At 61.9% G+C, this 22130-nt stretch carries 25 protein-coding genes; 16 read left to right on the forward strand and 9 right to left on the reverse strand.

The window, feature by feature from the left end:
* Window position 1: 1 nt before the first annotated feature.
* A complete protein-coding gene (locus AC1DCM_RS07655) occupies window positions 2-721 on the reverse strand; it encodes a GAF and ANTAR domain-containing protein (protein ID WP_477517853.1) in 720 nt (239 codons plus the stop codon).
* A 228-nt stretch (window positions 722-949) separates the two neighbouring features.
* Between AC1DCM_RS07655 and AC1DCM_RS07660 the strand changes: the two genes are divergently transcribed.
* Both AC1DCM_RS07660 and AC1DCM_RS07665 read left to right on the forward strand, forming a co-directional pair.
* Window positions 950-1954 carry a LacI family DNA-binding transcriptional regulator gene (locus AC1DCM_RS07660; protein WP_477517854.1) on the forward strand — a complete coding sequence of 335 codons (1005 nt, stop codon included), beginning with the start codon at window positions 950-952 and terminating at the stop codon, window positions 1952-1954.
* Window positions 1955-1991: 37 nt separating this feature from the next.
* Window positions 1992-3095 (forward strand): D-TA family PLP-dependent enzyme, encoded by a 1104-nt coding sequence (locus AC1DCM_RS07665; RefSeq protein WP_477517855.1) that lies wholly within the window; start codon window positions 1992-1994, stop codon window positions 3093-3095.
* Between the two features lie 84 nt (window positions 3096-3179).
* Here the strand turns inward: AC1DCM_RS07665 and AC1DCM_RS07670 are convergent, their stop codons facing one another.
* Together AC1DCM_RS07670 and AC1DCM_RS07675 are read right to left on the reverse strand one after the other, a co-directional pair.
* Window positions 3180-4139, reverse strand: coding sequence for a 2-hydroxyacid dehydrogenase (locus tag AC1DCM_RS07670; protein WP_477517856.1), 960 nt, complete (start codon window positions 4137-4139; stop codon window positions 3180-3182).
* On the reverse strand, window positions 4136-5335 hold the full coding sequence (locus AC1DCM_RS07675; protein ID WP_477517857.1) for a pyridoxal phosphate-dependent aminotransferase: 1200 nt from the start codon (window positions 5333-5335) through the stop codon (window positions 4136-4138). The genes AC1DCM_RS07670 and AC1DCM_RS07675 overlap by 4 nt, the downstream gene beginning before the upstream one ends.
* A 156-nt stretch (window positions 5336-5491) precedes the next feature.
* Between AC1DCM_RS07675 and AC1DCM_RS07680 the strand changes: the two genes are divergently transcribed.
* The 9 genes from AC1DCM_RS07680 (at window position 5492) to AC1DCM_RS07720 (ending at window position 12742) form a co-directional block, all read left to right on the forward strand.
* Entirely contained in the window at window positions 5492-6112 is a 621-nt protein-coding gene (locus AC1DCM_RS07680) for a DedA family protein (protein WP_477517858.1), read from the forward strand.
* 94 nt (window positions 6113-6206) lie between these two features.
* Window positions 6207-6509 (forward strand): urease subunit gamma, encoded by a 303-nt coding sequence (locus tag AC1DCM_RS07685; RefSeq protein ID WP_431117499.1) that lies wholly within the window; start codon window positions 6207-6209, stop codon window positions 6507-6509.
* Window positions 6510-6517: 8 nt separating this feature from the next.
* Entirely contained in the window at window positions 6518-6901 is a 384-nt protein-coding gene (locus tag AC1DCM_RS07690) for an urease subunit beta (RefSeq protein WP_442016263.1), read from the forward strand.
* On the forward strand, window positions 6898-8637 hold the full coding sequence (ureC, locus tag AC1DCM_RS07695; RefSeq protein WP_477517859.1) for an urease subunit alpha: 1740 nt from the start codon (window positions 6898-6900) through the stop codon (window positions 8635-8637). Before AC1DCM_RS07690 ends, ureC begins: the two co-directional genes overlap by 4 nt.
* Window positions 8638-8656: 19 nt before the next feature.
* Window positions 8657-9130 (forward strand): urease accessory protein UreE, encoded by a 474-nt coding sequence (ureE, locus tag AC1DCM_RS07700; protein ID WP_477517860.1) that lies wholly within the window; start codon window positions 8657-8659, stop codon window positions 9128-9130.
* A gap of 144 nt (window positions 9131-9274) precedes the next feature.
* Window positions 9275-9946, forward strand: coding sequence for an urease accessory protein UreF (locus tag AC1DCM_RS07705; RefSeq protein ID WP_477517861.1), 672 nt, complete (start codon window positions 9275-9277; stop codon window positions 9944-9946).
* Between the two features lie 12 nt (window positions 9947-9958).
* Window positions 9959-10576: an urease accessory protein UreG gene (gene ureG, locus AC1DCM_RS07710; RefSeq protein ID WP_377653954.1), complete on the forward strand. Its 618-nt coding sequence runs from the start codon at window positions 9959-9961 to the stop codon at window positions 10574-10576.
* Between the two features lie 250 nt (window positions 10577-10826).
* A complete protein-coding gene (locus AC1DCM_RS07715; RefSeq protein WP_477518012.1) occupies window positions 10827-11690 on the forward strand; it encodes an urease accessory protein UreD in 864 nt (287 codons plus the stop codon).
* Window positions 11690-12742: a HoxN/HupN/NixA family nickel/cobalt transporter gene (locus AC1DCM_RS07720; RefSeq protein WP_477517862.1), complete on the forward strand. Its 1053-nt coding sequence runs from the start codon at window positions 11690-11692 to the stop codon at window positions 12740-12742. The genes AC1DCM_RS07715 and AC1DCM_RS07720 overlap by 1 nt, the downstream gene beginning before the upstream one ends.
* 58 nt (window positions 12743-12800) lie before the next feature.
* Here AC1DCM_RS07720 and AC1DCM_RS07725 read toward each other — a convergent pair whose 3' ends face one another.
* Window positions 12801-13778, reverse strand: a complete 978-nt coding sequence (locus AC1DCM_RS07725; protein WP_477517863.1) for a serine hydrolase domain-containing protein — start codon at window positions 13776-13778, stop codon at window positions 12801-12803.
* A gap of 137 nt (window positions 13779-13915) precedes the next feature.
* Between AC1DCM_RS07725 and AC1DCM_RS07730 the strand changes: the two genes are divergently transcribed.
* The 4 genes from AC1DCM_RS07730 (at window position 13916) to AC1DCM_RS07745 (ending at window position 16143) form a co-directional block, all read left to right on the forward strand.
* Window positions 13916-14425, forward strand: a complete 510-nt coding sequence (locus AC1DCM_RS07730; RefSeq protein ID WP_477517864.1) for an RNA polymerase sigma factor — start codon at window positions 13916-13918, stop codon at window positions 14423-14425.
* Window position 14426: 1 nt separating this feature from the next.
* Window positions 14427-15458 (forward strand): hypothetical protein, encoded by a 1032-nt coding sequence (locus AC1DCM_RS07735; RefSeq protein ID WP_477517865.1) that lies wholly within the window; start codon window positions 14427-14429, stop codon window positions 15456-15458.
* 260 nt (window positions 15459-15718) lie between these two features.
* Window positions 15719-15916 (forward strand): hypothetical protein, encoded by a 198-nt coding sequence (locus AC1DCM_RS07740; RefSeq protein WP_442016274.1) that lies wholly within the window; start codon window positions 15719-15721, stop codon window positions 15914-15916.
* Window positions 15913-16143, forward strand: coding sequence for a hypothetical protein (locus AC1DCM_RS07745; protein ID WP_477517866.1), 231 nt, complete (start codon window positions 15913-15915; stop codon window positions 16141-16143). The genes AC1DCM_RS07740 and AC1DCM_RS07745 overlap by 4 nt, the downstream gene beginning before the upstream one ends.
* Here AC1DCM_RS07745 and AC1DCM_RS07750 read toward each other — a convergent pair.
* The 5 genes from AC1DCM_RS07750 to AC1DCM_RS07770 form a co-directional block, all read right to left on the reverse strand.
* Window positions 16140-17204 (reverse strand): lactonase family protein, encoded by a 1065-nt coding sequence (locus tag AC1DCM_RS07750; protein WP_477517867.1) that lies wholly within the window; start codon window positions 17202-17204, stop codon window positions 16140-16142. The genes AC1DCM_RS07745 and AC1DCM_RS07750 overlap by 4 nt on opposite strands.
* An 18-nt stretch (window positions 17205-17222) precedes the next feature.
* A complete protein-coding gene (locus AC1DCM_RS07755) occupies window positions 17223-18053 on the reverse strand; it encodes an aldo/keto reductase (protein ID WP_477517868.1) in 831 nt (276 codons plus the stop codon).
* Window positions 18054-18136: 83 nt separating this feature from the next.
* Complete coding sequence (locus AC1DCM_RS07760; RefSeq protein ID WP_477517869.1) at window positions 18137-19174, reverse strand: SDR family oxidoreductase; 1038 nt, start codon at window positions 19172-19174, stop codon at window positions 18137-18139.
* Window positions 19171-20142 carry an aldo/keto reductase gene (locus AC1DCM_RS07765; RefSeq protein ID WP_477517870.1) on the reverse strand — a complete coding sequence of 324 codons (972 nt, stop codon included), beginning with the start codon at window positions 20140-20142 and terminating at the stop codon, window positions 19171-19173. Before AC1DCM_RS07765 ends, AC1DCM_RS07760 begins: the two co-directional genes overlap by 4 nt.
* A gap of 25 nt (window positions 20143-20167) precedes the next feature.
* Window positions 20168-20989, reverse strand: a complete 822-nt coding sequence (locus tag AC1DCM_RS07770; protein WP_477517871.1) for an aldo/keto reductase — start codon at window positions 20987-20989, stop codon at window positions 20168-20170.
* A gap of 234 nt (window positions 20990-21223) precedes the next feature.
* Here AC1DCM_RS07770 and AC1DCM_RS07775 point away from each other — a divergent pair, with 234 nt between their 5' ends.
* A complete protein-coding gene (locus AC1DCM_RS07775; protein WP_477517872.1) occupies window positions 21224-22108 on the forward strand; it encodes a helix-turn-helix transcriptional regulator in 885 nt (294 codons plus the stop codon).
* The last annotated feature ends 22 nt before the right edge of the window (window positions 22109-22130 follow it).

Consider the following 22130-nt stretch of genomic DNA (forward strand, 5'->3'; position numbering starts at 1 on the left):
GCTACCTACCCTCCTTTTCTTCGAGCCCGGCCCGCTTCAGAATGTCTTCGGCTATTTCGTGGAGCCGCCTGTCGCTGTTGCGCGACGCCAACTGGATGAGCCTGATGGCTGCGTCCCTGCTGCAACGGTTCTGGATCATGATGAGGGAAATAGCCGCGTCGACTATCGCACGCGACTCCAACGCGGAGCGCAGATGCACGGGATATGGGTCCGGGGTGTGCAGGCGCAGGGCCAGCCGCAGAATCCTCGATAAGGATTCTGCGTGCTTCACTATGGATGCCACGGTCTCTGTATCGAAGGTGCCTGCTTGGGTGGAATAGCAGTTCAAGGCCGCCCGTGAGTCGTCGTCTGTTGCGATCGGTACCGCCAGCATGGTGGTGATACCTTCCTGCGAAACAGCGTCGGCGTAATGTTGCCAGTCGATGTCTGCCTGAAGGTCCTCAACCAAGACGGTGTGCTGCTCCCGGAGCGCCGTAAGGCACGGACCGTCGTCGAACTCATACTGCTTTTCATCCAGACGCTGAGCCGCCTCCGTGCTGCTGGCCACCGTGGACGGACCTCCGTCCCGCTCAACGGTGATGGCGCACAGCATGGGGACATCCCCGCCCAACAAGGAAGCCGAAATGGTGGTCAAACCCAGAAGGAATTCCGTAAAGCCGGGGCTCTCCAACAGCAGGTCCTGCAACTGTTCCGCTGTGGGTACTGCATCGTTCTGGGCCATGCGGCCTCATTCCCGGCAACGCCAGAGCGACGGACTCCGGCTGGCGGCAGTGCGCTCGAGTTCGCGCGCGGCCCGGATATTCAACCCCGGACCCACACCACCCGAAATCTCCTACTACCGACACTACGCCTGCGCCATGCAGCGCAACAGAGCCAGCCGATCTGCAACGATGTATCCCAGCAACCCCGGCGATCGGATCCGGGGCGCAGGGATTGAAGGAGCACATTGATGGCCGTCACCATGAACGACGTCGCGCGGGCCGCGGGGGTCTCCTTGAAGACGGTTTCCAACGTCATCAACAACTACGAGTTCATCCGCCCCGCAACCAAGCAGCGCGTCCTGGATGCGATCGAAGAACTCGGATACGAAACCAACCTGACGGCCCGCAGCCTCCGTTCCGGCAAGACCAGCATGCTCGGGCTGGTGCTGAGCGACCTCTCGGTTCCGTACTATGCCGAGCTCGCCTCGGACATCATGAAGGCGGCATGGGCGCGCGGCTACCGGGTCCTCGTCGAGCAGTCCGGCAACGCTGCCGACCACGAAAAATCTGCGCTTCAAGGCCAGTTCCGCAGCCTCACGGACGGGCTCCTCTTCATCCCGCTGTCGCTGGATGCCGAGCAGATCATCCAAGCCGCCGGCAAGAAACCGCTGGTCCTCCTGGGCGAATTCGTGCAGGACCCGCGGCTGGACATGGTCCTCATCCAAAACCACGAGGCAGCGGCAGCCGTCACCGCGCACCTGCTGGCGGGAGGCCGCCGTCGCATAGCCGTTTTGGGCGCGCACGACGGCGACACAACCGGCAGCAACGGCCTGCGCCTTAACGGCTACAAAGCTGCGCTCGCTGCCGCCGGTGTGGAGTACGACCCAGCCCTCGTGATCGACTGCGAGTGGCGGCGCGACGCCGGTGCGGACGCGATCGCCCGGCTGCTGGACAGCGAGGTTGGGTTCGACGCCGTCTTCGGTTTGAACGACGCGGTTGCCTTGGGGGCGCTGCACGAGCTTCTGGTCCGAGGCAAGCGGGTCCCGGACGACATAGCGGTGGCCGGCTTCGACGACATTGACGAAGCCAGGTTCGCGTCGCCGTCGTTGACCACGGTGGAGCCTGGCCGTGCGGAAATTGCGGAGCGCGCCGTCGAACTCCTCATCAACAGGATCGAAGGCAAAGGTTCCGCGGACAAGGTGGAGCAGCCGGAAGCGGCGTTCTCGCTGCGCGTCCGGCAGTCCGCGCCGTAGGACGTTACTGTCGCCGTAGGACGTTACTGTTCTAAGAATGAACCACGCAGTCCCCGACGGAATTCTCACGCCCGCCATCATGATCGACGTCGATGTCCTCGACCGCAATATCCAACGCATGGCATCAAGCATGCTGAGCAGGGGACTGAGGCTCCGCCCTCATGTGAAGACACACAAGACGCTGGAGATCGCGGCCAAGCAACTCGCTGCCGGAGCAATTGGGCTCACGGTGGCGACGATCGGGGAAGCCGAGGTCTTCGCGGCCGGGGGTGCCACGGATATTTTCATCGCCTACCCGCTATGGGTTGAAGCGCACCATGCGGAGCGGCTGCGGAAACTTGCCAGAACGTGCAGCATCGCGGTGGGCACCGATTCAGTGGAAAGCGCGACGGCGATGGGCCGCCAGCTGGGCGCCGATGCCAGAAGTATTCATGTCCTGATCGAAGTGGACAGCGGGCATCACCGCAGCGGAGTCCTGCCCGGAGAAGTGGTGGACGTTGCGCGCGCGGCCGCAGCAAGCGGGCTGAACGTTGCGGGCGTTTTCACATTCCCCGGACACAGCTACAAGCCCGGAATGCCAAGGGATGCGGCGGGTAACGAGAATGAGGCCCTTGGCCGTGCTTCCGCTGCACTGGAGCATGCCGGCTTTGAGGTCCGCACCATCAGCGGCGGTTCCACCCCGACCGCACTGCTCGACGCCGAAACGCTGGCCACCGAGTTGCGCCCCGGCGTCTATGTTTTCGGTGACGCCCAACAGCTTGAACTCGAACGGTGCACGTGGGACGACATCGCGCTGACGGTCGCTGCCACTGTGGTCAGCCGCCACGAGTCCGACGGCGGGAATGTCCGGCGGGTGGTTGTGGACGCGGGCAGCAAGATCCTGGGCAGTGACCGCCCCGATTGGGCCACCGGATATGGGCGCCTGCCCGAATACCGGGAGGCCCGGATTTCAGCGCTCTCCGAACACCACGCCACCGTGGTTTGGCCGGACTCCGAGGAACTGCCGGCACTAGGCACGCGGCTCAGGCTGATCCCGAACCACGTTTGCCTTGCCATGAACCTCGTGGACGAGGTCACTGTGGTTCGCGAGGGCGCAGTGGTGGACACATGGAAGGTCGCCGCCCGCGGCCGGAACAACTAGTAGACCTGCCTCATGCTTCATCGGGGTTAAAGACTGTGGCGGCGGGGGGAAATTTACCCGCCGCCACAGCAACTGCCGCTTCCCTTAGCTGATGGGAGTAGGCGGCTGTTCACCCTTGAGCACGGCGAGCGTGTTGTCCGCCGCGAGTACTGCCATGGCCGTGCGTGTTTCCACCGTGGCGGAGCCGAGGTGCGGCACAAGCGTCACGTTCTCCAGTTCCAGCAACCATGGATGCACCTTGGGCTCTTGTTCGAAAACATCCAGGCCTGCGCCGGCGATCTGTCCTTCGCGAAGGGCCAAGGCGAGTGCGGCTTCGTCGATGATGGGTCCGCGTGCGGTGTTGACGAGGTAGGCGGACTTCTTCATCGTGGTGAGTTGCTCAGCGCCGACCAGGTGATGCGTTGCCGGCCCGTACGGGCAGTGCAGCGAGACGACGTCGGAAATGGTCAGCAACTCGTCGAGGTCCACCCGCCGTGCGCCGAGTTCCGCGGCGATGGCGGGGTCGATTTCACTGCGGGACTGGTAGACGATTTCCATACCGAAGGCCTTGGCCCGGCGTGCGGTGGCTTGGCCGATTCCACCCATGCCGACGATGCCCAGGGTCTTGCCCTGGAGGCTGCTGCCGAGCAGGAAGAACATTCCCCATTTCCAGGCCTGGCCGGAACGGATGAGCCGTTCGCCTTCGCCGAGCCGGCGCGTGGCCATAAGGATCAGACCGAACGCGATGTCCGCTGTGGCCTCCGTGAGCACCCCAGGGGTGTTGGTGGCGACGATCCCGCGTTCTGTGCAGGCGGGGACGTCAATGTTGTCATAGCCAACGGCGACGTTCGCGACCACTTTGAGCTGCGGGCCCGCGGCGTCGAGCAGTTCGGCGTCAATGCGTTCGGTCAGCAGGCTCACTATGGCATCGGCTCCTGCCACCCGCCGCAGAAGTTCCTGGCGGCTGATGGAGTCCGAGCCCTCCCAAGCATCCACTTCGTGTTCGGCGCGGAGCTTCTGGAGCGCGGGTTCGGGTACCCGTCCGGTGACGACTACGCGGCTCATGCCGTCTCGATCCATTCACGCAGGCGGGCCAGGCCATCGCGGATGTCCGGCACTTCGATGCCCGAGTACGCGAGCCGGATGTACTGCCGCTCCTCGCCGGGCAGGCGCCGGCCAAAGTGCTCACGTGTGCAGAACGAGACCCCAGTCTTGTAGAGGGCGTCGGATGCGAAGTCGCCCACTGCTGTGTAACCCAGCCGCTGCATGGCCTCTGTGACGTCAGGGAACAGGTAGAACGTGGACTGCGGAACTGCCACGCTCATTCCCGGGATGGCATTGACGATCCCGCACGCGGTATCCCGGCGTTCCTTCAGGATGTCCAGCATCTGCTGTACCGGTTCCTGGGGGCCACGGAGGGCCTCGATGCCGGCCCACTGCACGTAGTGGGTGGTGCACGATTCATCGTTGGTGTTCAGAGTGCTGAGCACTTTCGCGATCTCGAGCGGGGCAACGGCACAGCCGAGCCGTGAGCCGGTCATGGCGAACTTCTTGCTGAACGTGTACAGGATGACGGTGCGCTCGGCCATGCCTGGAAGAGAGGCAATCGAGCTTGAGACTCCTTCGTAGCGCGTCTCGAAATAGGCCTCATCGGAGAGCACCCAGAGGTCGTGCTCCTGCGCGATCTGGGCGATGGCCTCGCGTTCGGACGCCGTCGACTCGGCGGAGATGGGGTTCTGCAGATCGTTGTAAATGATCGCGGCTGTGTTCGGGGTGATGGACGCACGGACCTGGTCCAGATCGATCGCGAACCCGTCACTTGTAGGCACATAGCGGTAAGGCACAGCGGTGCCGCCCAGATATTCGATCTGGGATTCGTAGATCGGGAACCCTGGATTGGGGTAGAGCACCTCCTGGCCTGGGTTCATGACGGCCTGCAGGAACTTGGTGATAACGGGCTTACCGCCGGTCATTACCACCACGTTGTCGGGGGAGAATTCCATCCCGCGCCGTGCGCCGAGGTCTTCGGCGAGGGCTTCCCGAAGCTGGGGGATACCGGGACCCGGGCAGTAGCCCGTGTAGCCATCGGTGATTGCCTTGTTCATCGCCTCAACGATGTGAGGGGCCGTTGGGATATTGATGTCGCCAAGGTGGAAGGGGTACACCAGGTTCCCTTTGGCCTTCCAGGCGGCAGCGGCCTGCGCCACGCTGAACGCAGTTTCGGTGCCCAGACGTTCGAGCCGGTGTGCGAGTTTCTGCATGTGCTGTTTAACTCCTCATCGAGCTGATCACGGGTTTCACGTGAAGTACTCAACTAGTATATTAGTGATGTATTAGACTGTCTATGGATAGACGGTCATTAAAACAGCGCCCGCAGCGACTCCCCACAGACGCGTTGATCTGCCACACTCAACCCCATGCAGTCGTTGTTCGACGGACTCCTTCACGCCAGCCCACTGGTGGTGATCTGCATCGTCTTCGCGTTGGTCTTCGCCGAGGATGCATTGTTTATCGGCTTCGTAATCCCCGGCGAAACAGCTGCCGTGGTAGGGGGAGTCTTCGCCAGCCGTGGTGATCTTCCCTTGTGGGGCATGATCCTGGTTGTCATCTCCGCAGCCATCCTCGGTGACACAGTCGGCTACGAGATCGGCAAGCACTTGGGTCCACGGGTCATGGCCCTGAAAATCCTGGACAAGAGAAGGGCTCAGTTGCAGAAAGCCGAAGATTTCCTTGCCCGCCGTGGCGGCCTCGCCGTGTTCCTCGGCCGCTTCACAGCCTTTTTCCGCGCAGTCATGCCCGCGCTCGCAGGGCTCAGCCGAATGCCATACCGCCGCTTCGCCATCTGGAACTTCACAGGCGGCATCTTTTGGGGCGGCCTGTTCGTGACCTTGGGATTCATCGCCGGGAACTCGTACGAAGAACTGGCCCGCACAGTGGGGCGCGGTGCCGCTTTGGTGGTGGCCGCCGTCGTGGTTGTCATCCTGGTCGTATGGCAGATCCGAAAGCATCGAGCGGCGGCCAAACCCACAGCCGACTGAGACCCTCTGGAAACGTGGCTGAAACTTCCAGTCCTTACGCTGATCACAAACTGTCCGTACGTGTGCACCCAAGTAGCTGCTTTGAGGAGAATCGATGCATCTTTTGCCCCGTGAGCAGGAAAAACTCATGATCGTGGTGGCTGCCGATCTAGCCAGGCGAAGGCAGGCGCGCGGATTAAAGCTGAACTATCCGGAAGCCATCGCAATCATCAGCTACGAGCTCATCGAGGGCGCCCGGGACGGCAAATCCGTTGCGGAGCTCATGAGCTACGGAACCACATTGCTGCGCCGCGAAGACGTGATGGAAGGCGTGCCGGAGATGATCCACGACGTCCAAATTGAGGCCACGTTCCCCGATGGCACCAAGCTCGTCACTGTCCACGACCCCATTCGATAGGAGCCCCCATGATCCCCGGTGAATACAGGCTCCGCCCCGAGCCCATCGCCTGCAACAGCGGCCGTGAGGCGATCGCCGTCGAGGTTGTCAATCGAGGTGACCGGCCAGTCCAGATTGGCTCGCACTACCACTTTGCGGAAGCCAACCGTGCCCTGGAGTTTGACCGTGAAGCGGCTTATGGCCGGCGTCTGGACATCCCCGCCGGTACCGCAGCCCGCTTTGAACCCGGGGACAAGAAGACCGTCCACCTGGTGGAGTTGGCAGGTTCCCGCGAGGTATTCGGCTTGAGTAACGCTGTCAATGGAAAGCTCGACGGCGGTGCGCGCCTTGGCGGGACCGCTCGCGCAGCGGTGGCTATGACAGGCGTGGCTCTGGAAGGAGATGCCAAATGAGCTTCGAGCTTCCCCGCCGGCAATACGCCGAGCTGTACGGCCCGACGACAGGTGACGCCATCCGCTTGGCAGACACCGAGCTCTTCCTCGAAATTGAAAACGACTACACCGTCTACGGCGAAGAAGTGGTGTTCGGGGGCGGCAAGGTCATCCGCGATGGGATGGGCCAAAACGGCCAGGCGACGCGCTCGGAGGATATCCCTGACACGGTCATCACCAACGTCATCGTCTTGGACTACTCGGGAATCTACAAGGCCGATGTGGCCCTCAAGGACGGCCACATTTTCAAGATCGGCAAAGCCGGCAACCCGCAGATCATGGACGGGGTGGACATCGTGATCGGTGCCAGCACGGAGATCATCGCCGGCGAACGGAAGATCCTCACAGCCGGTGGCATCGACACCCATATCCACTTCATTTCCCCCGAACAAGTTCCCACTGCACTCTGCAGCGGCGTCACCACGATGGTGGGCGGCGGCACAGGACCGGCGGAAGGAACCAAAGCCACCACCATCACGCCCGGGTCCTGGCACATCTCGCGGATGCTCCAGGCCGCGGAAGGCCTCCCCATCAATATCGGCCTGTTCGGCAAGGGCCACGCGTCGGCCGTCGAGCCCCTCGCAGAGCAGATCCGCGCGGGTGCCGTCGGGCTCAAAGTCCATGAGGACTGGGGCTCCACCACGTCCTCCATCGACATGTCCCTGCGCGTGGCCGACGAATACGACGTCCAAGTGGCGATTCACACGGACACCCTCAACGAGTGCGGTTTCGTGGAAGACACCATCAACGCGATCGACGGCCGGGTGATTCACACCTTCCACACGGAAGGCGCAGGTGGCGGTCACGCCCCGGACATCATCAAGATTGCCGGGCTGCCCAATGTACTGCCCGCGTCCACCAACCCCACATTGCCGTACACCAAGAACACCATTGAAGAGCACCTGGACATGCTCATGGTCTGTCACCACCTCAACCCGGACATCCCCGAAGACGTGGCCTTCGCAGACTCCCGCATCCGTGCCGAAACCATCGCAGCCGAGGACGTCCTTCACGATCTGGGCGTCTTCGCCATCACGTCCTCGGACTCGCAGGCAATGGGCCGCGTAGGAGAAGTGATCATCAGGACCTGGCAGGTGGCCGACGCCATGAAACGGCAACGCGGGGTTCTACACGATCCGTCTGGGGCTGTGCATGGTGCAGGCTTGGGCGGGGAGTCCGACAACTTCCGGCTCAAGCGCTATGTAGCCAAATACACCATTAACCCCGCCATCGCACAGGGCATGGCCGACGTCATCGGCTCCGTGGAAGTAGGGAAATTCGCGGATCTGGTGTTGTGGGACCCCGCGTTCTTCGGAGTAAAACCCGAGCTCGTCATCAAAGGCGGACAGATCGCCTACGCACTCATGGGCGACTCCAACGCCTCCATTCCCACCCCGCAGCCCCGCACCATGCGGCCCATGTTCGCCACTTACGGCAAGGCACTCCAACAGACGTCCATCACGTTCCTCTCCAAAGCAGCGATCGACGCCGGAGTGCCGGCCGAACTGGGACTCGAACGCATCATCCGGCCCGTCACCGGCATCAGGAACCTGCGCAAAGCCGACCTGAAATTCAACGGCGAAACCCCGGACATCGTCGTCGACCCCGAAACCTACAAAGTGACAGTGGACGGCATCGAAGCCACCTGCGAACCCTCCGACGTGCTGCCCATGGCGCAGCGCTACCACCTCTTCTAAACACCATCCCGGAGACCAAATGATTATCGAAAAAATCCTCGGCAACCTCCACGAACAGCCCGAAGCCTATGCCGCCCACCACAAAGAAAAAGTCGTCCTCCCCAGCGCCCTGCTCGTCAAACGCATCCAACGCGTCACCACCGACCACGGCAAAGAACTCGGCATCCGGCTCCCCACCGGCTCTGGCGGCCTGCGCGACGGCGACATCCTCGCCGCCGACGACACCAACCTCATCGTCATCTCCGTGCTGCCAACAGACGTCCTCGTGATTGCTCCGCGCAGCATCCACGAAATGGGGGTGGTCGCGCACTCGCTCGGCAACCGGCACCTGCAGGCGCAATTCTTCGACTCGGTATCTGAGTACGGCAGCGAGGTCATGGTTTGTCAGTATGACCACACTGTCGAGGACTATCTGAAGCATGTGGGTGTGCCTTATGTGCGGCAGGAGCGGGTCATGCCGGTGCCTTTTCGCCATGCTGAGCATTCGCACTAAAGCTGTGCGCTGCGTCGGGTTGGGTGTCCGTGGCTGGGGCGCCGCCCCGGGATTTGGGCCGTGCCCGCTTCGCGATGCCCTCCACACCGCGGCCCAAAATCCCGGGCCGGCTGCGGTTTGTCGGCTCACCTTCGGCGGTGCGCTTTGAGCGCGGGATATCAGCTGGCTCTTCAGCAATTGACTGACTCTGCGTTGCCTACGGGGGCGTTTGCTCATTCTTTGGGGTTTGAGAGCTACATACATCGTGAGCTGGTTTGTGATGAGGTCACTTTCGGCAATTGGCTGAGGGTTTTTGTGGGGCAGCAGTTGACTTATTCGGATGGGTTGGCTGTGCGGTTTTTGTATGAGGGGGTGGATGTTGGTTTGTTGGATTCTGTGTTGTCGGGGCAGTTGTTGGCTCGGGAGGTTCGGGAGGCTTCTTTGAAAATGGGTGGGCGGCTTCTGGAGATTGGCGGGGAGGTGTTTCCTTCGGCGGAGTTGGAGGCCTATAGGGCGTTGGTTCGTGGGGGTAGTGCTGCGGGGCACCAGCCCTCGGCTTTTGGGGTGATCGCGCGGTCCCTCGGGGTTCCTTTTAAGGAGGCTCTTGCTGCGTATTTGTTTGCCACCGTTACTTCCCTGACGCAGAACGCCGTGCGCGCAATCCCGCTCGGGCAGAACGCCGGGCAACGGGTACTTCGGCACGCGCACGACGCCGTTGCTGCCGCCGTCGAGATTGTAGCACAGCTGTGCTGGGACGACTTTGGGGCAGTGAGCCCCGGACTTGAAATTTCACAAATGCGGCACGAGCGGCAGCGCGTCCGCATGTTCATGAGCTAACCAGGAGGACACATGTCTGAACCCATCAAAATCGGCGTCGGTGGACCGGTTGGAGCCGGCAAGACACAACTCGTCGAGCGCATCACCCGGCACATGAGCGGCGACATTTCCATGGCTGCCATCACCAACGACATCTACACCATCGAAGACGCCAAAATCCTTGCAGCCAACGGCATCCTCCCCGAAGACCGCATCATCGGCGTCGAAACCGGCGGCTGCCCCCACACCGCAATCCGCGAAGACACCTCCATGAACACAGCGGCCATCGAAGAACTCAAAACCCGGCACCCCGACCTTCAAGTCATCTTCGTCGAATCCGGCGGCGACAACCTCTCAGCCACCTTCAGCCCCGAACTCGTCGACTTCTCCATCTACATCATCGACGTTGCCCAAGGCGAAAAAATCCCTCGCAAAGCCGGCCAAGGCATGATCAAATCCGACCTCTTCATCATCAACAAAACGGACCTCGCGCCCCATGTTGGAGCAGATCTCTCAGTGATGGAGCGGGACTCCAAGGAGTTCCGCGGCAACAAACCGTTCTGCTTCACGAACCTCAAAACCGACGAAGGGTTGGACGCCGTCCTGAACTGGATCCGGCGCGACGTCCTGATGCTTGACTTGGCCTCATGACGCCGCTTGAGTCCCTGCCTGTGCTGGGTCCGGCGGCTACGCCGGGGATAAGGGGCCGTGCCCGCTTCGCGGTGCCCACCACGCCGCGGCCCCTTATCCCCGGCTTCGCAGCCTCCACTGTCGGGTCACCGCTCGTTCGGCGAACCGTCATGTCCAGCTCCAGCGCTTCGGCGATCCAGTCACCTGGCGTTGGTGGATTATGAGCACGCACATTGTGGTCCCGACCGGCGATGTCGGTCCTTGGGGGAACGTGGTGCCCGACGCCGGGTTGGCTGCTGGGGTGCGGGGGCGGTTGGAGCTTGGGGTTAGTGTGCGGGGCGGGAGGTCTGTTGCTTCTCGACAATTTCATGAGGGCGCTTTAAGAGTGTTGCGGCCGCATTATTTGGATCAGTCGGGGCAGGTTTGCTTTGTCATGGTTAATCCTGGCGGGGCGTATTTGGGGGCTGACTTGTTCCTTATTGATGTGGAGGTCCAGTCGGGGGCCGATCTCTTGTTGACGACGCAGTCGGCTACGAAGGTGTATCGGACTCCGGGGTCCTTTGCTGAGCAGCGGATGAATGTGCGGCTGGGGGAGGGGGCGCGGTTGGAGTTGCTGCCTGACCAGTTGATCGCCTACCGGGAGGCGAGTTATCGGCAGAATTCGCGTATTAGTCTCCACCCGACGTCGAGCCTTGTCATGGCCGAGGTCATCACGCCGGGATGGTCGCCGGACGGCGGGGTGTTCCGGTATGAGGAGTTGCGGATGCGGAATGAGATCTGGGTCGAGGGTGACAGCGGACCAAAATTGTTGATCCTCGATAACCTCCTGATTCTCCCACCCGTCAACGATGTGACTGGGATGGGGTTCACGGAGGGCTTTAGTCATGTGGGGTCGTTGGTGGTTGTTGATCCGCGGGTGAATCAGGGGCTTGTCGACGAGCTGCACCACTTGACGCGGGACCATGATGCTTACACGGGCGTTTCGTTGACCAACAGTGTTGGCGGTACTACTGGACTTGTGCTGAGATCGTTGTCCAACAGCACCGACGAACTCAATAATCTGCTGGGCGCCTGTACCTCAGTTCTCCGTGAACGTTGGTATGGTCAGGGACCCGTGAACCTGAGGAAGTACTAATGACTGCGCTGACCGGGTTCGCCGCCATGTACCGGGACCGGGAGAAGTTGCCACTGCGGACGCGGCTACTTTTCACGTTCGGTGCGGTGGCCGCGTTGCACGTTGCCGCCGTCGTGCTTTTGCTGCTGGGTTCGGCAGGGGCGGCGCAGCCGCTTGCGCTGGGCTTGGTGGTCACCGCGTATGTGGCTGGAGTCAAGCACAGCTACGACTGGGACCACATCGCTGCGATCGACAACTCCACGCGAAAGTTCGTGGCCCAGCACAAGGACCCAGTGAGTGTCGGGTTCGCCTTCAGCCTTGGCCATAGTTCCGTCGTGATCCTGGCAGGGCTCCTGGTGACAGCGGGCGCAACGCTGATAGGTCAATTCATGGAGGACGGCACGGCGGGCAACAAGATGCTGGGCTTGATCGGTAGTGGAGTGTCGGGGTTGTTCCTGCTGGGGATGGGGCTCTTCAACGGCTCGGCATTCCTGCGCGCCACGCAGGTGTACCGGAGCGTCCAGGCCGGCGGAACGATCCGAGAAGAAGACCTCGAGGCGAAGGGATTTGTTGCCCGGTTGCTGGCCAAGCCCCTGTCAAAAGTGGAGCGGCCGCGAAATATCTACGTGATCGGCTTCCTCTTCGGCCTCGGCTTCGATACGGCCACCACCATCGGACTGCTGGTTATCACCACGACGGCGTCACTCGCCGGAGTCTCGCCGCTCGCCTTGATGGCGCTTCCCTTCGCGTTCACCGCTGCCATGACACTGTGCGATTCCATCAACGGCGTGGCCATGATGAAAATGTACAAGACCGCCATCAACGACCCTCAGCGAAAGCTCGGCTTCAACGTGGTGATTACCGGCATCTCGGCTATCTCGGCGCTGTTCATCTCCGTGATCACGCTCGGGGGATTCGTCAACGCGGCGTTTGAACTCGAGGACCCGCTGACTTCGTGGTTGGGGCAGATCGACCTTGGCGATGCAGGCCTGCTCCTGGTGGCCCTGTTCGTGATCGCGTGGGCTGTTTCCGCGTGGCGTGGCCGGGTGATGCGCTCGCCCCAGCCCAAGTAAGTCGCAGCTGAGCGCGTTTTGAGAGCTCAAAACGCGCTCAGCTGCTACATAGTTGGGCTCAGGAGGCAGCCACCGCGTTGAAGAGCTCATTGGTGTCCACGCCAAGGTCCGGGGTGTCCAGCACGTTGGTCAGGAACACGACGCACCGGTCCTGCTCCGGGAACATCCACCATTCCGTGCCCGCCCACCCGGGGTGACCGTAGATCCCTTGGGCGATCAGCTCGGATTCGTTGGCTGGCATCTGGAAACCGAGGCCCGTGTGCCGCAAAGGCTTGGGCCGGACACTGATGTGCGAAACCCCGGTGGTCCTTGGCAGGCGCATGGCCGCAAGCGTGGCGGGCCGCACTGCCTTGCCGGAATCGCGCAGCAACTCAGTGCCGAGATTGAGCAGATCCGTGGCGGTGCCGAACAACCCAGCGCCAGGGTGCTTCTTCCTGTACATCCCCTCAACGTCCAGGCCTTGCTCTTCTGCGCCACGGACTGTGTGCGGGTTGCAGTCCGTGTGGAACGTGAGGCCTTTCGCGCCGGTGTCCTCAGCCAATGAACGAACCTGCTCTTCGAACGGGCGGCCGTCGGCCCATTCGGCCATGGCGGCAGCGCCCTCGAAAGCCACATTGCAGTACTGGACCAACGAGCCAGCATAGAAGGCTTGCTCCGCCCTGGTGAGGTCCTCGCGGAGGGGAGTGCCGCCGTCGAGCTGTGTATCCATGATTCCCGACCGGTGACTCAACAAGTGTTCGAGGGTAACCGTGTCCGTGCGGTGGGCGCCGAAGCCGGGGAGCGCGTCCGTCAATGAATTGCCGAGCGATAATTTCCCCAGCTCAACCTGGCGCATCACCGTCATCGCGCTGATGGGTTTGGTGACTGAGAACAGCGCAAAGTGGTCATCGGTGGTTGCCTGCCGGTCGCCGTCATGCCCAAAGGCAACGACGTCGGAGATGCCGTGGCTGGATGCAATTCCGAGCACTGCCACCGGCACGCGGCCTTGGTCCACCTGTTTGCGGGCCCAGTCTGCCGTGGGACCTGATTCCACCATGTGACTTCCACGCTTTCGCTCGGGTTCCGTGAGACGAATCTATCGAAAATTCTCCGAGCCGCGTGTAACCCGGGGACGTGGGCCGGAAACTATAGAAGTATCCTGCAGTTCAGGACACTACTTTCAGGGGGAAAATCGTGCTTTCCGAGCGCGAACTGGCGTTTATCGCCATTCACAAAAACAGCTATCCGTCCGTTTTCAGATTTGTCCGCCGCAGGGTGGAATCGGCGGAAATTGCCGAAGAAATCGCGGCGGACGTTTTCCGGGTCCTTTGGCAGAAATGGGACGACGACTCCCAACCCGATATTCCATACCTGCTCGCTGTTGCGCGCAATCTCGTCGGGAATGCTTATCGGAGCCGTGACCGGCAACAGGCACTGCAGGAAAAACTACGCACGACGGCGGTGGAGCGTTTCGGGGGCGACTCCGAGAACGTCGTTGTACAGGATGCCATGGCCCGCCTCCGCGACCAGGACCGGGACATCCTCCAGCTGGCCTATTGGGATGGTTTGGGCTGTGCCGAAATCGCACGGGTACTCAACTGCAGTGAATCAGCAGCCAAGGTCCGCTTGCACCGCGCACGTGGTGCTTTCCGGAAACAGATGCCTGCAGGTGTCGAAACGACTACACACAAGATGGGAGTCTGAGATGGACCAGATCAAGAGCCAGATTTCCGCGATCGACCCTCTTGCCCAGGAACCAGAGGCCGAAATCAACGGCGAAGAAGCTTTGGCTCGTATGCTGACCGGGCCCAGGGTCTTCAGCGACACTGTGCCGGCTGGCGTGATCTCCCTCCAAGATCGCAGGAAACGAAAGGTCCGGATTGCCGGAGCGTTGTTGCTGGGAGCGGCAGCTGTCACGGCTGGCGTCCTCGTGGCGGCCAACTTTGGGCCAGTGAGCTCGACGCCGGCGCCGGCAGTCACCGTCACAACCCCTGAACCAACGCCAACGCCAAGCATGTCCGCCACACCTTCGGCCAGCGCATCAGTGACGCCCTCCAGCGCTCCGACGCCGGTCACGCCCACTCAGCCGGCTCCTGCGATCGTTCCGTCGGTGGCACCAACGCCGACACCTACAGCACCACCAGTTGCAGCCTTGCAAAAATTCACGTTCCCGGATGGACACATCTCCTTCAACTACCCGAGCGGCTGGACTGTCCGGACGGAGCAGGGTCCATATCTTTCGGAGGAAACGAAGGCCGCATCCCAAGGGGCCACCATCCTGGACAGCGCCGGGGACAAGGTCGCCTTTGTGTCCAGCGGGTTCTACGGAGACGGCACGGCGGGGCGGGTGGATCGGACAGTCCTGGACCGGGCAGTGGTTCCTGGTATCAGGGACATGTCAGACCAGCAAGTGGAGTTTGGCTTCTTTTCAAACAAAATCCAATTCATCCCGTACGACGGACCGGCCTACGAGGGCATGCCTTCAGCTCGTTCCGGCCCCAGCGATGATCCTCCCATTTACGCCATGGATATTCGGTTGTCGTCCGAGCTGGAGCCAGGAATTACTAGCTCTGGCACCAACCTGATCCGGATGCCCAACGGATTCATGAACGCATACGTTGTGTTCGATCCTGACAAGCAACCCACCTTCGCCACCCCCGAGGCAGCGAAGGCTTGGATGGGCAGTACGCAGTACGCCCAGCTCAAGTCCCTGCTCCTGAGCGTCAGCTACAAATAACCCCATCTGAGTAGCAGTAGAGCGCGTTCTGAGCCCTCAAAACGCGCTCTACTGCGACTTACTTGGGCGGGTGGCGCGCTTTCCTACTGGAGAACGGGCCGGAATCCTACTGTTCGTGTGCATGACACCATGCGGAAATGCTATGCAATTGCCTATAACGAACCGTCCATGACTTGCATAGGGTTGAGGAGATCTGCTTCACACCAGGCGCTGCTTCCCAGTATTCGGCGCCCTGAACTACCCAAGGATGAGTTTCAACGATGAAGAGCATCGCCCTCCTGCGCGAACGAGCCACCCGTGTCATGCCCACCGGTTCCCACTGCCCGGCCTCGGGTTTRTGGAGCCCGGACTCGGACCCCGATGCCGTCCAGGTGTTCGCCGAAGGTCACGTCCTCCCGGCGCACAACGGAGTGCCCACTGTCTGGCGGCGCCGGACCGCTGGCGAAGTCTCAGCATGACCAGCTCCATTCTGAACAGGCCCGCCGACTACCGGCACGTGCCGGCAACCCAGTGGACTGAACTGGGCGCCGGGGATCGCGTCTGGATCTACGATGTCGCCTGGGGTGCCGGTACCGGCCGTGTTGACGACGTTTCGCAGCACCAGGAACTGCTGTGGGTGGTCCTTGAACCCACTGGCCGCAAGCTGATTTGCGGAACGGACGACGTCCAGGTCTGGGCGGCCTAACCCGCCGGAACCAGCACGCTCGGGGACCCCGTCTCCACCCTGCCTACGGGTCCGTCGGGCAGGCCGGTTTCGGGGTCGAGCTTGAAACTCAGGACGTCGTTGGAACCTTCATGCGCCACCAGGAGCCAGCTGTCGTAGACCAGGTGGTGCCGTGGCCAATCGCCCCCGCTTGGCACATCGGCCAGGGGCGTCACGTCCGTGCCCTGGCCGCCCACCTTCAGGACGCAGATCCGGTTGGAGCCCCGGACTCCCACATAGACGAACCGGCCGTCAGTGGACATTGCAATCTCGGCGGCGGAGTCGCCGTCGAACGCTTTGTTGACACTGGCCGGAACCACGGCGGTGAGTTCGTAGACTCCTTGGGGTTCGGCCCTGACAGCTGCAACCTCAATCGAGTATTCCGTGTCGATGAATACCGTTCCGCTGGGATGCCGCACCATGTGCCGCGGGCCCGAGCCCTTGGGCAGGATCACGTGGTGGTCCGGCAACAGGCCCTTGCCCGGCTCATACCGCCAAATCCGCACAAGGTCGTGTCCGAGGTCCGTGGTCATCACGCGACCATCGGGAAGCATGAGGCTTGAGTGTGCGCGGCTGGGCCGCGGCTCGTCGGTGGGTGCGGTCTGATGGGGGTCGACGGCGGCTTCCGCAGTGGTACGCGACGTGATGGCGCCGTCGTGGTCCAGTTCGTACAGAATCACTTGGCCGTCACCCCAGCAGGTAACTACAATGAATCGCCCCTGCGGATCCGCTGCGACATGGCAAGCGGCCTCGCCCGCCGTCCACGGCTCGCCCATTTGCTCGAGTTCAGCGGTGCCGGTAGTGCGGTAAGCCCGCACCATCTTGCCTTCCTCGGCCACGGCATAGAGCACAGGGAGGGTTGGGTGGACGGCCAGGAAAGATGGCGAGTTCGCTGCGACGGCCAAGCCAAGCGAAGTGAGTTTCCCGTCTGTATCCAGGGTGATGGCGCCGATCCCTTCGCCATTTCCATTCCGGTCCGCGGTGTAGGACCCGGTCCAGATCAGTGTTTCTGTGCCTGCTGTTTCCATATTCACTTCCCCCATGTTCAGTCTCCCCATCCCCTAGTGTCCCTGTACGTCCGAGTCGACGCCGGCATCAGGTCCGGCGTCGAGGGTTTGTAACCTTCTCAGGTCATCCTGGTCCAGCTCGAAGTCGAAGACGTCAAGGTTCTCCTGCATCCGTTTCGGGTTGGAAGTCTTGGGGATGGCAACCAGGCCCTGCTGGACGTGCCAACGGAGAACAACCTGGCCGGGCGTCTTTCCGTGCTTGCTGCCGATGCTCCCCAGAACCGGGGCATTGAGGAGATCGCTGCTGGCACCAAGTGGACTGTAGGACTCCGTGACAATCCCGTGTTGCTCATTGAACGCGATGGCAACAGGACGCGGGATGGCGGGACTGACCTGGATCTGGTTGACCGCCGGGACAACATCCGTTTCCCTGAACAGCCGGTCAAGGTGCGAAGGCTTGAAATTGGAAACGCCGATGGAACGAACCTTGCCTGAGGCCTGCAGTTCCTCGAAGGTCTTCCAGGTGGAGACGAACTCGTCCCGGCGGGGGAGCGGCCAGTGGATCAGCAGCAGGTCAACGTACTCCAGCCCCAGACGGTCCAGCGAACCATCGAGCCCTGCCACTGCCTTGCCCGAGCCCTGGAATCCGCCGTCCAGCTTGGTGGTAATGAAGAGTTCACCCCGGTCCACTCCGCAGGCGCGGATTCCGTTGCCCACACCCTTCTCATTGCCGTACTTGACTGCCGTATCAATGTGCCGATAACCGTGTGAAACAGCTTCGACGACGGCGTCAGCAACCTGGGCATCATCCAGGGGCCACGTACCCAACCCCAGTTGCGGAATCTTGTAGCCGTCGTTGAGTTCAATGAGCGGGGCAAGTGTCATGTGCATGATCTCCTCTAATGCTTCAATCTCGACGGGCGGGTCTCTTTGCTGTTCTACGCTGGCCACGGACTGCTTGGCAACAGCTACCGCCCCGCCACTCTTCGAGCAGACCACTCATAGAGCCGATCGCTCAGCTCCATGAAGTCTTCCGCCACCACCTGCAGTTCCGGATGCTGATCGTGCCAGTCGATGATCTCCCTCGCGCCGTCTGCGAAAGGGATGGTTGCCTGGTAATCCGGCACGAGTGCCTTGATCTTGGAGTTATCGAACACGACCGAGTGCGAGCGGTCCCCCAAGAGGTTGGGGCCGAGCTCTTTGCTATGGGCGGCGATGGTCTCGGAGGAAACATGAAACAGCTCGGGTTCAGGAACGCCGGCTGCCCGGGCGAAGAGACGATAGATCTGGTTCCACGGCAAGAACTCGTCGGAAGTAATGGTGTAGCTCTCACCGACAGCCTGCGGCCTTCCCAAGAGGCCGACGAAGGCCTTGGCGAAATCACGGCTGTGGGTCAGCGTCCACAGCGAGGTCCCGTCCCCATGAACCAGCACGGGCGTTCCCGCGCGCATCCGGTGAATGTCAGTCCAACCACCCACCAGCGCGATCTTGGTCCGGTCATAGGTGTGCGATGGCCGGACCACGGTCACAGGGAAGTCCTGCTCGCGGTAGGCCTCAAACAACAACTCCTCACAGGCAATCTTGTCCTGCGAGTACTTCCAAAACGGGTTCTTCAGAGGAGTTGATTCCCGGATGGGCAAGGTGGTGGGCGGCTTTTGGTAGGCCGAGGCGGAACTGATGAAAACGTACTGACCAGTCCTCCCCCGGAAGAGCTCCAAGCCAGCCCGCGCATGAGCCGGAATGAAGGAGATGAAGTCCGCAACGGCGTCGTACTCCCTTCCGCGAAGTACCTCCCGGACAGCCCCGGTGTCCCGGATGTCAGCATGGAGCACCTCGGCGCCCTCGGGAACCGGCCGCCCGGCTGACCGTCCCCTGTTGAGGATGGTCAGCCGGTGGCCCAGCGCGACGGCGCGTTCAGCCGCCGCCTCACTGATGACCCCGGTCCCGCCGATGAACAGGATGTTCCGCGGCGAGACGGTGTCCGCTTGTGGGAGGAGGCTGCTCACCAGGCGTAGTCCTCCGGGGCGGTGCGGTGTCCCGGGAAGATGCCGTCCAGCCGCTTGAGGGCATCGTCGTTGAGGGTCACGTCCAGTGCTCTAATTGCGGCATCCAGTTGATCCTGCGTGCGCGGTCCAACAATCGGCGCCGTCACGGCAGGCTGATGGAGCAACCAGGCCAGCGCAACGTCGCCGGGCTTCTGCCCGAGTTCGTCCGCGAAATCCTCGTACTGACGGATCTGGTCCTCATGTTTGCGCAGTGTCTCCAGCGCACGGCCTTCCGTGCGGCGAACGCCCTGCTCCTCTTTCTTCAGTACGCCGCCCAGCAGGCCGCCCTGCAGCGGTGACCACGGGATCAAGCCGAGCCCGTACTGTTGCGCGGCAGGGATGACCTCAAGCTCCAGCTCGCGTCGGAAAAGGTTGTAAATGGACTGCTCGCTGACCAGCCCCGTGTAATTCCGCCTGCGGGCGGCTTCCTGGGCTTGGGCGATGTGCCAGCCGGCAAAGTTGCTGCTTCCCGAATACAGGATCTTGCCCTGCTGGACGGCCACCTCGATTGCCTGCCAGATCTCATCCCACGGTGTCTGACGGTCGATGTGATGGAACTGGTAGATATCGATGTAATCCGTCTGCAGCCGCTTCAGGCTGGCATCCAGGGCACGGCGAATGTTCAGCGCGGAGAGCTTTGATTCATTCGGCCGATCCGTCATGGTGCCATACAGCTTGGTGGCCAGCACGGTCCGTTCCCGGCGCTCGCCGCCCTTTGCGAACCATCGCCCGATGATTTCCTCGGTCCATCCCCGGTGGCCCGAACCGCCGTAGACGTTGGCGGTATCGAAGAAGTTGATGCCGGAATCCAGTGCGGAATCCATGATGGAGTGCGCCGTTGCTTCGTCCGTCTGGGGGCCGAAGTTCATGGTGCCCAGGCAGAGACGCGAAACTTTCAGGCCGGAGCGCCCAAGGTTGGTGTACTGCATGTTTTTGGTCCTCTACTTTGTCTATTTAGAGCTGGGTAAAAGCCGCGACGGCGGGATCGGAACCTATGCGGGCCCCGGCCTCCAAAGCGGTGATCGCAGCCAGTTCGGATTGGGTAAGAGTGAGATCAGCGGCACCGAGGTTTTCCCGCATCCTGGCAGAGTCCGCGGACTTGGGGATCACGATGGTTCCCTGCGCGAGGTGCCAGGCCAGAATTACCTGTGCCGGGGTTGTTTCGTGTGCGGCAGCCACCAGGGCCACTACCTCGGCGTTCAGGTCCTTGCCCTGCCCCAACGGGCTGTACGCCTCAACGGCGATGCTGAGATCGCGGCACTTGTTTGCAAGATCGGCCTGCTGGTACGTAGGGTGCAGCTCGATCTGGTTCACGGCCGGCACTACGTTCGCTTCCCTCAACAGGGTGTCCACGTGGTCCGAGAGGAAGTTGGAGACGCCGATGGACCGGATCTGCTTGTCCTGGTAGAGCTTCTCCATCTCCTTCCAGGCCTGCGGGTACAGTCCCTGCGAAGGGACGGGCCAGTGGATCAGGTAGAGGTCAACCGCCTCCAAGCCGAGGGCGTCGCGGCTGCGTTGGAAGGCGTCGTACGCCTCGCCCTGCTCTCCGTTGCGGAGCTTGGTGGTGATGAATAGGTCTTCCCGGGGAAGGCCTGATGCGGCGATGGCGGCGCCCACGCCGGCCTCATTCCGATAGGCGGCGGCAGTATCGATGTGCCGGTATCCCGCCTCCAAAGCGTCTTCCACCACCTTCTGTGTTTCTTCCGGAGGCACCTGGAAAACACCGAATCCGAGCTGGGGGATGGTGACGCCGTTGTTTAGGGTCAGCTCTGGCATGAGGTCTCCTTCTACGTAGAAATTTCRGGCCTGCGCCGTTGGTTCCTGTTGGTTCGACTGGGTTGGCCGGACCTTCCAGAAAGCGTTTTCGGGAGGCTCTGTACTGAGCCTATTCAGTTTTCGTCGGAGAGTCAGCAATCCAGCCTGATCCTGTTTTTCCTAGGTCTGGCAGTCCTACCCAAATTGGTGGTCCTGCTCTGGCCTTGCCGGCGACGATGACGGCAGAATGGACGGATGGGTCAAAGCGCCGAGTTCGGAAAATTCCTCAAAGTCATGCGTGCCCGCCTTTCGCCGGAGGACGCCGGAGCCCAGGAGTCCACCGGCTCACGCAGGGTGCCCGGTCTCCGCCGTGAAGAGGTGGCGAGGCTCTCGGGGGTGAGCACTGACTACTACACACGCCTCGAGCAAGGCCGGAACATCCACCCCTCCAAGGCAGTCCTCGACTCTGTAGCGAGGGCACTGCGCCTGGACGCGGGGGAGCACGCGCACATGCTGGACCTGCTGGAGCACTGCGCGAGTTCGGCCGGCAATCCCGGCCCCGCCCAAAAGGTGCGCCCTGCGTTGCGGCAGCTGCTGGACGCCGTCGGGGATGTTCCCGCGATGGTCCTGGGGCGACGCGCGGATGTATTGGCCGGAAACCGGATGGCTCATCTGCTGTTCACGGATTTCACGGCGCTGCCCGCCACTGAGCGGAACCTGACCCGCTGGATCATTCTGGATCCTGCAGCCAAGGACCTGTTCAGGGACTGGAAAACCGTGGCCGCCGAGGCAGTGGGTGCCTTGCGGATGGATGTCGGCAGACACCCCAACGATCCGCAAACCAACCAGCTCGTAGGCGAACTTGCAGTGCACAGTGAGCATTTCCGTCAATGGTGGGCTGGGCACAGGGTGGCCTCACGCTCTGCCGGCACGGTGAGATTGCACCACACGCTGGTTGGCGACCTCGAACTGAATTTTGAAACGCTAAGCCTTCCGGACGATCCCGACCAGCTCCTGAGGGTCCATTCCGCGAAGGCGGGCTCGCCGTCGTCGGACGCTTTGACGCTGCTCAGCAGCTTTGGCGAAGTACCCGAATCGATCCAGCCGGCCCCCGAACCCGCCCGCCGAGATGACATTTGACGCCCATGTTTTTGCTGAACAT

The organism is Paenarthrobacter sp. 10N417 (assembly GCF_056394745.1).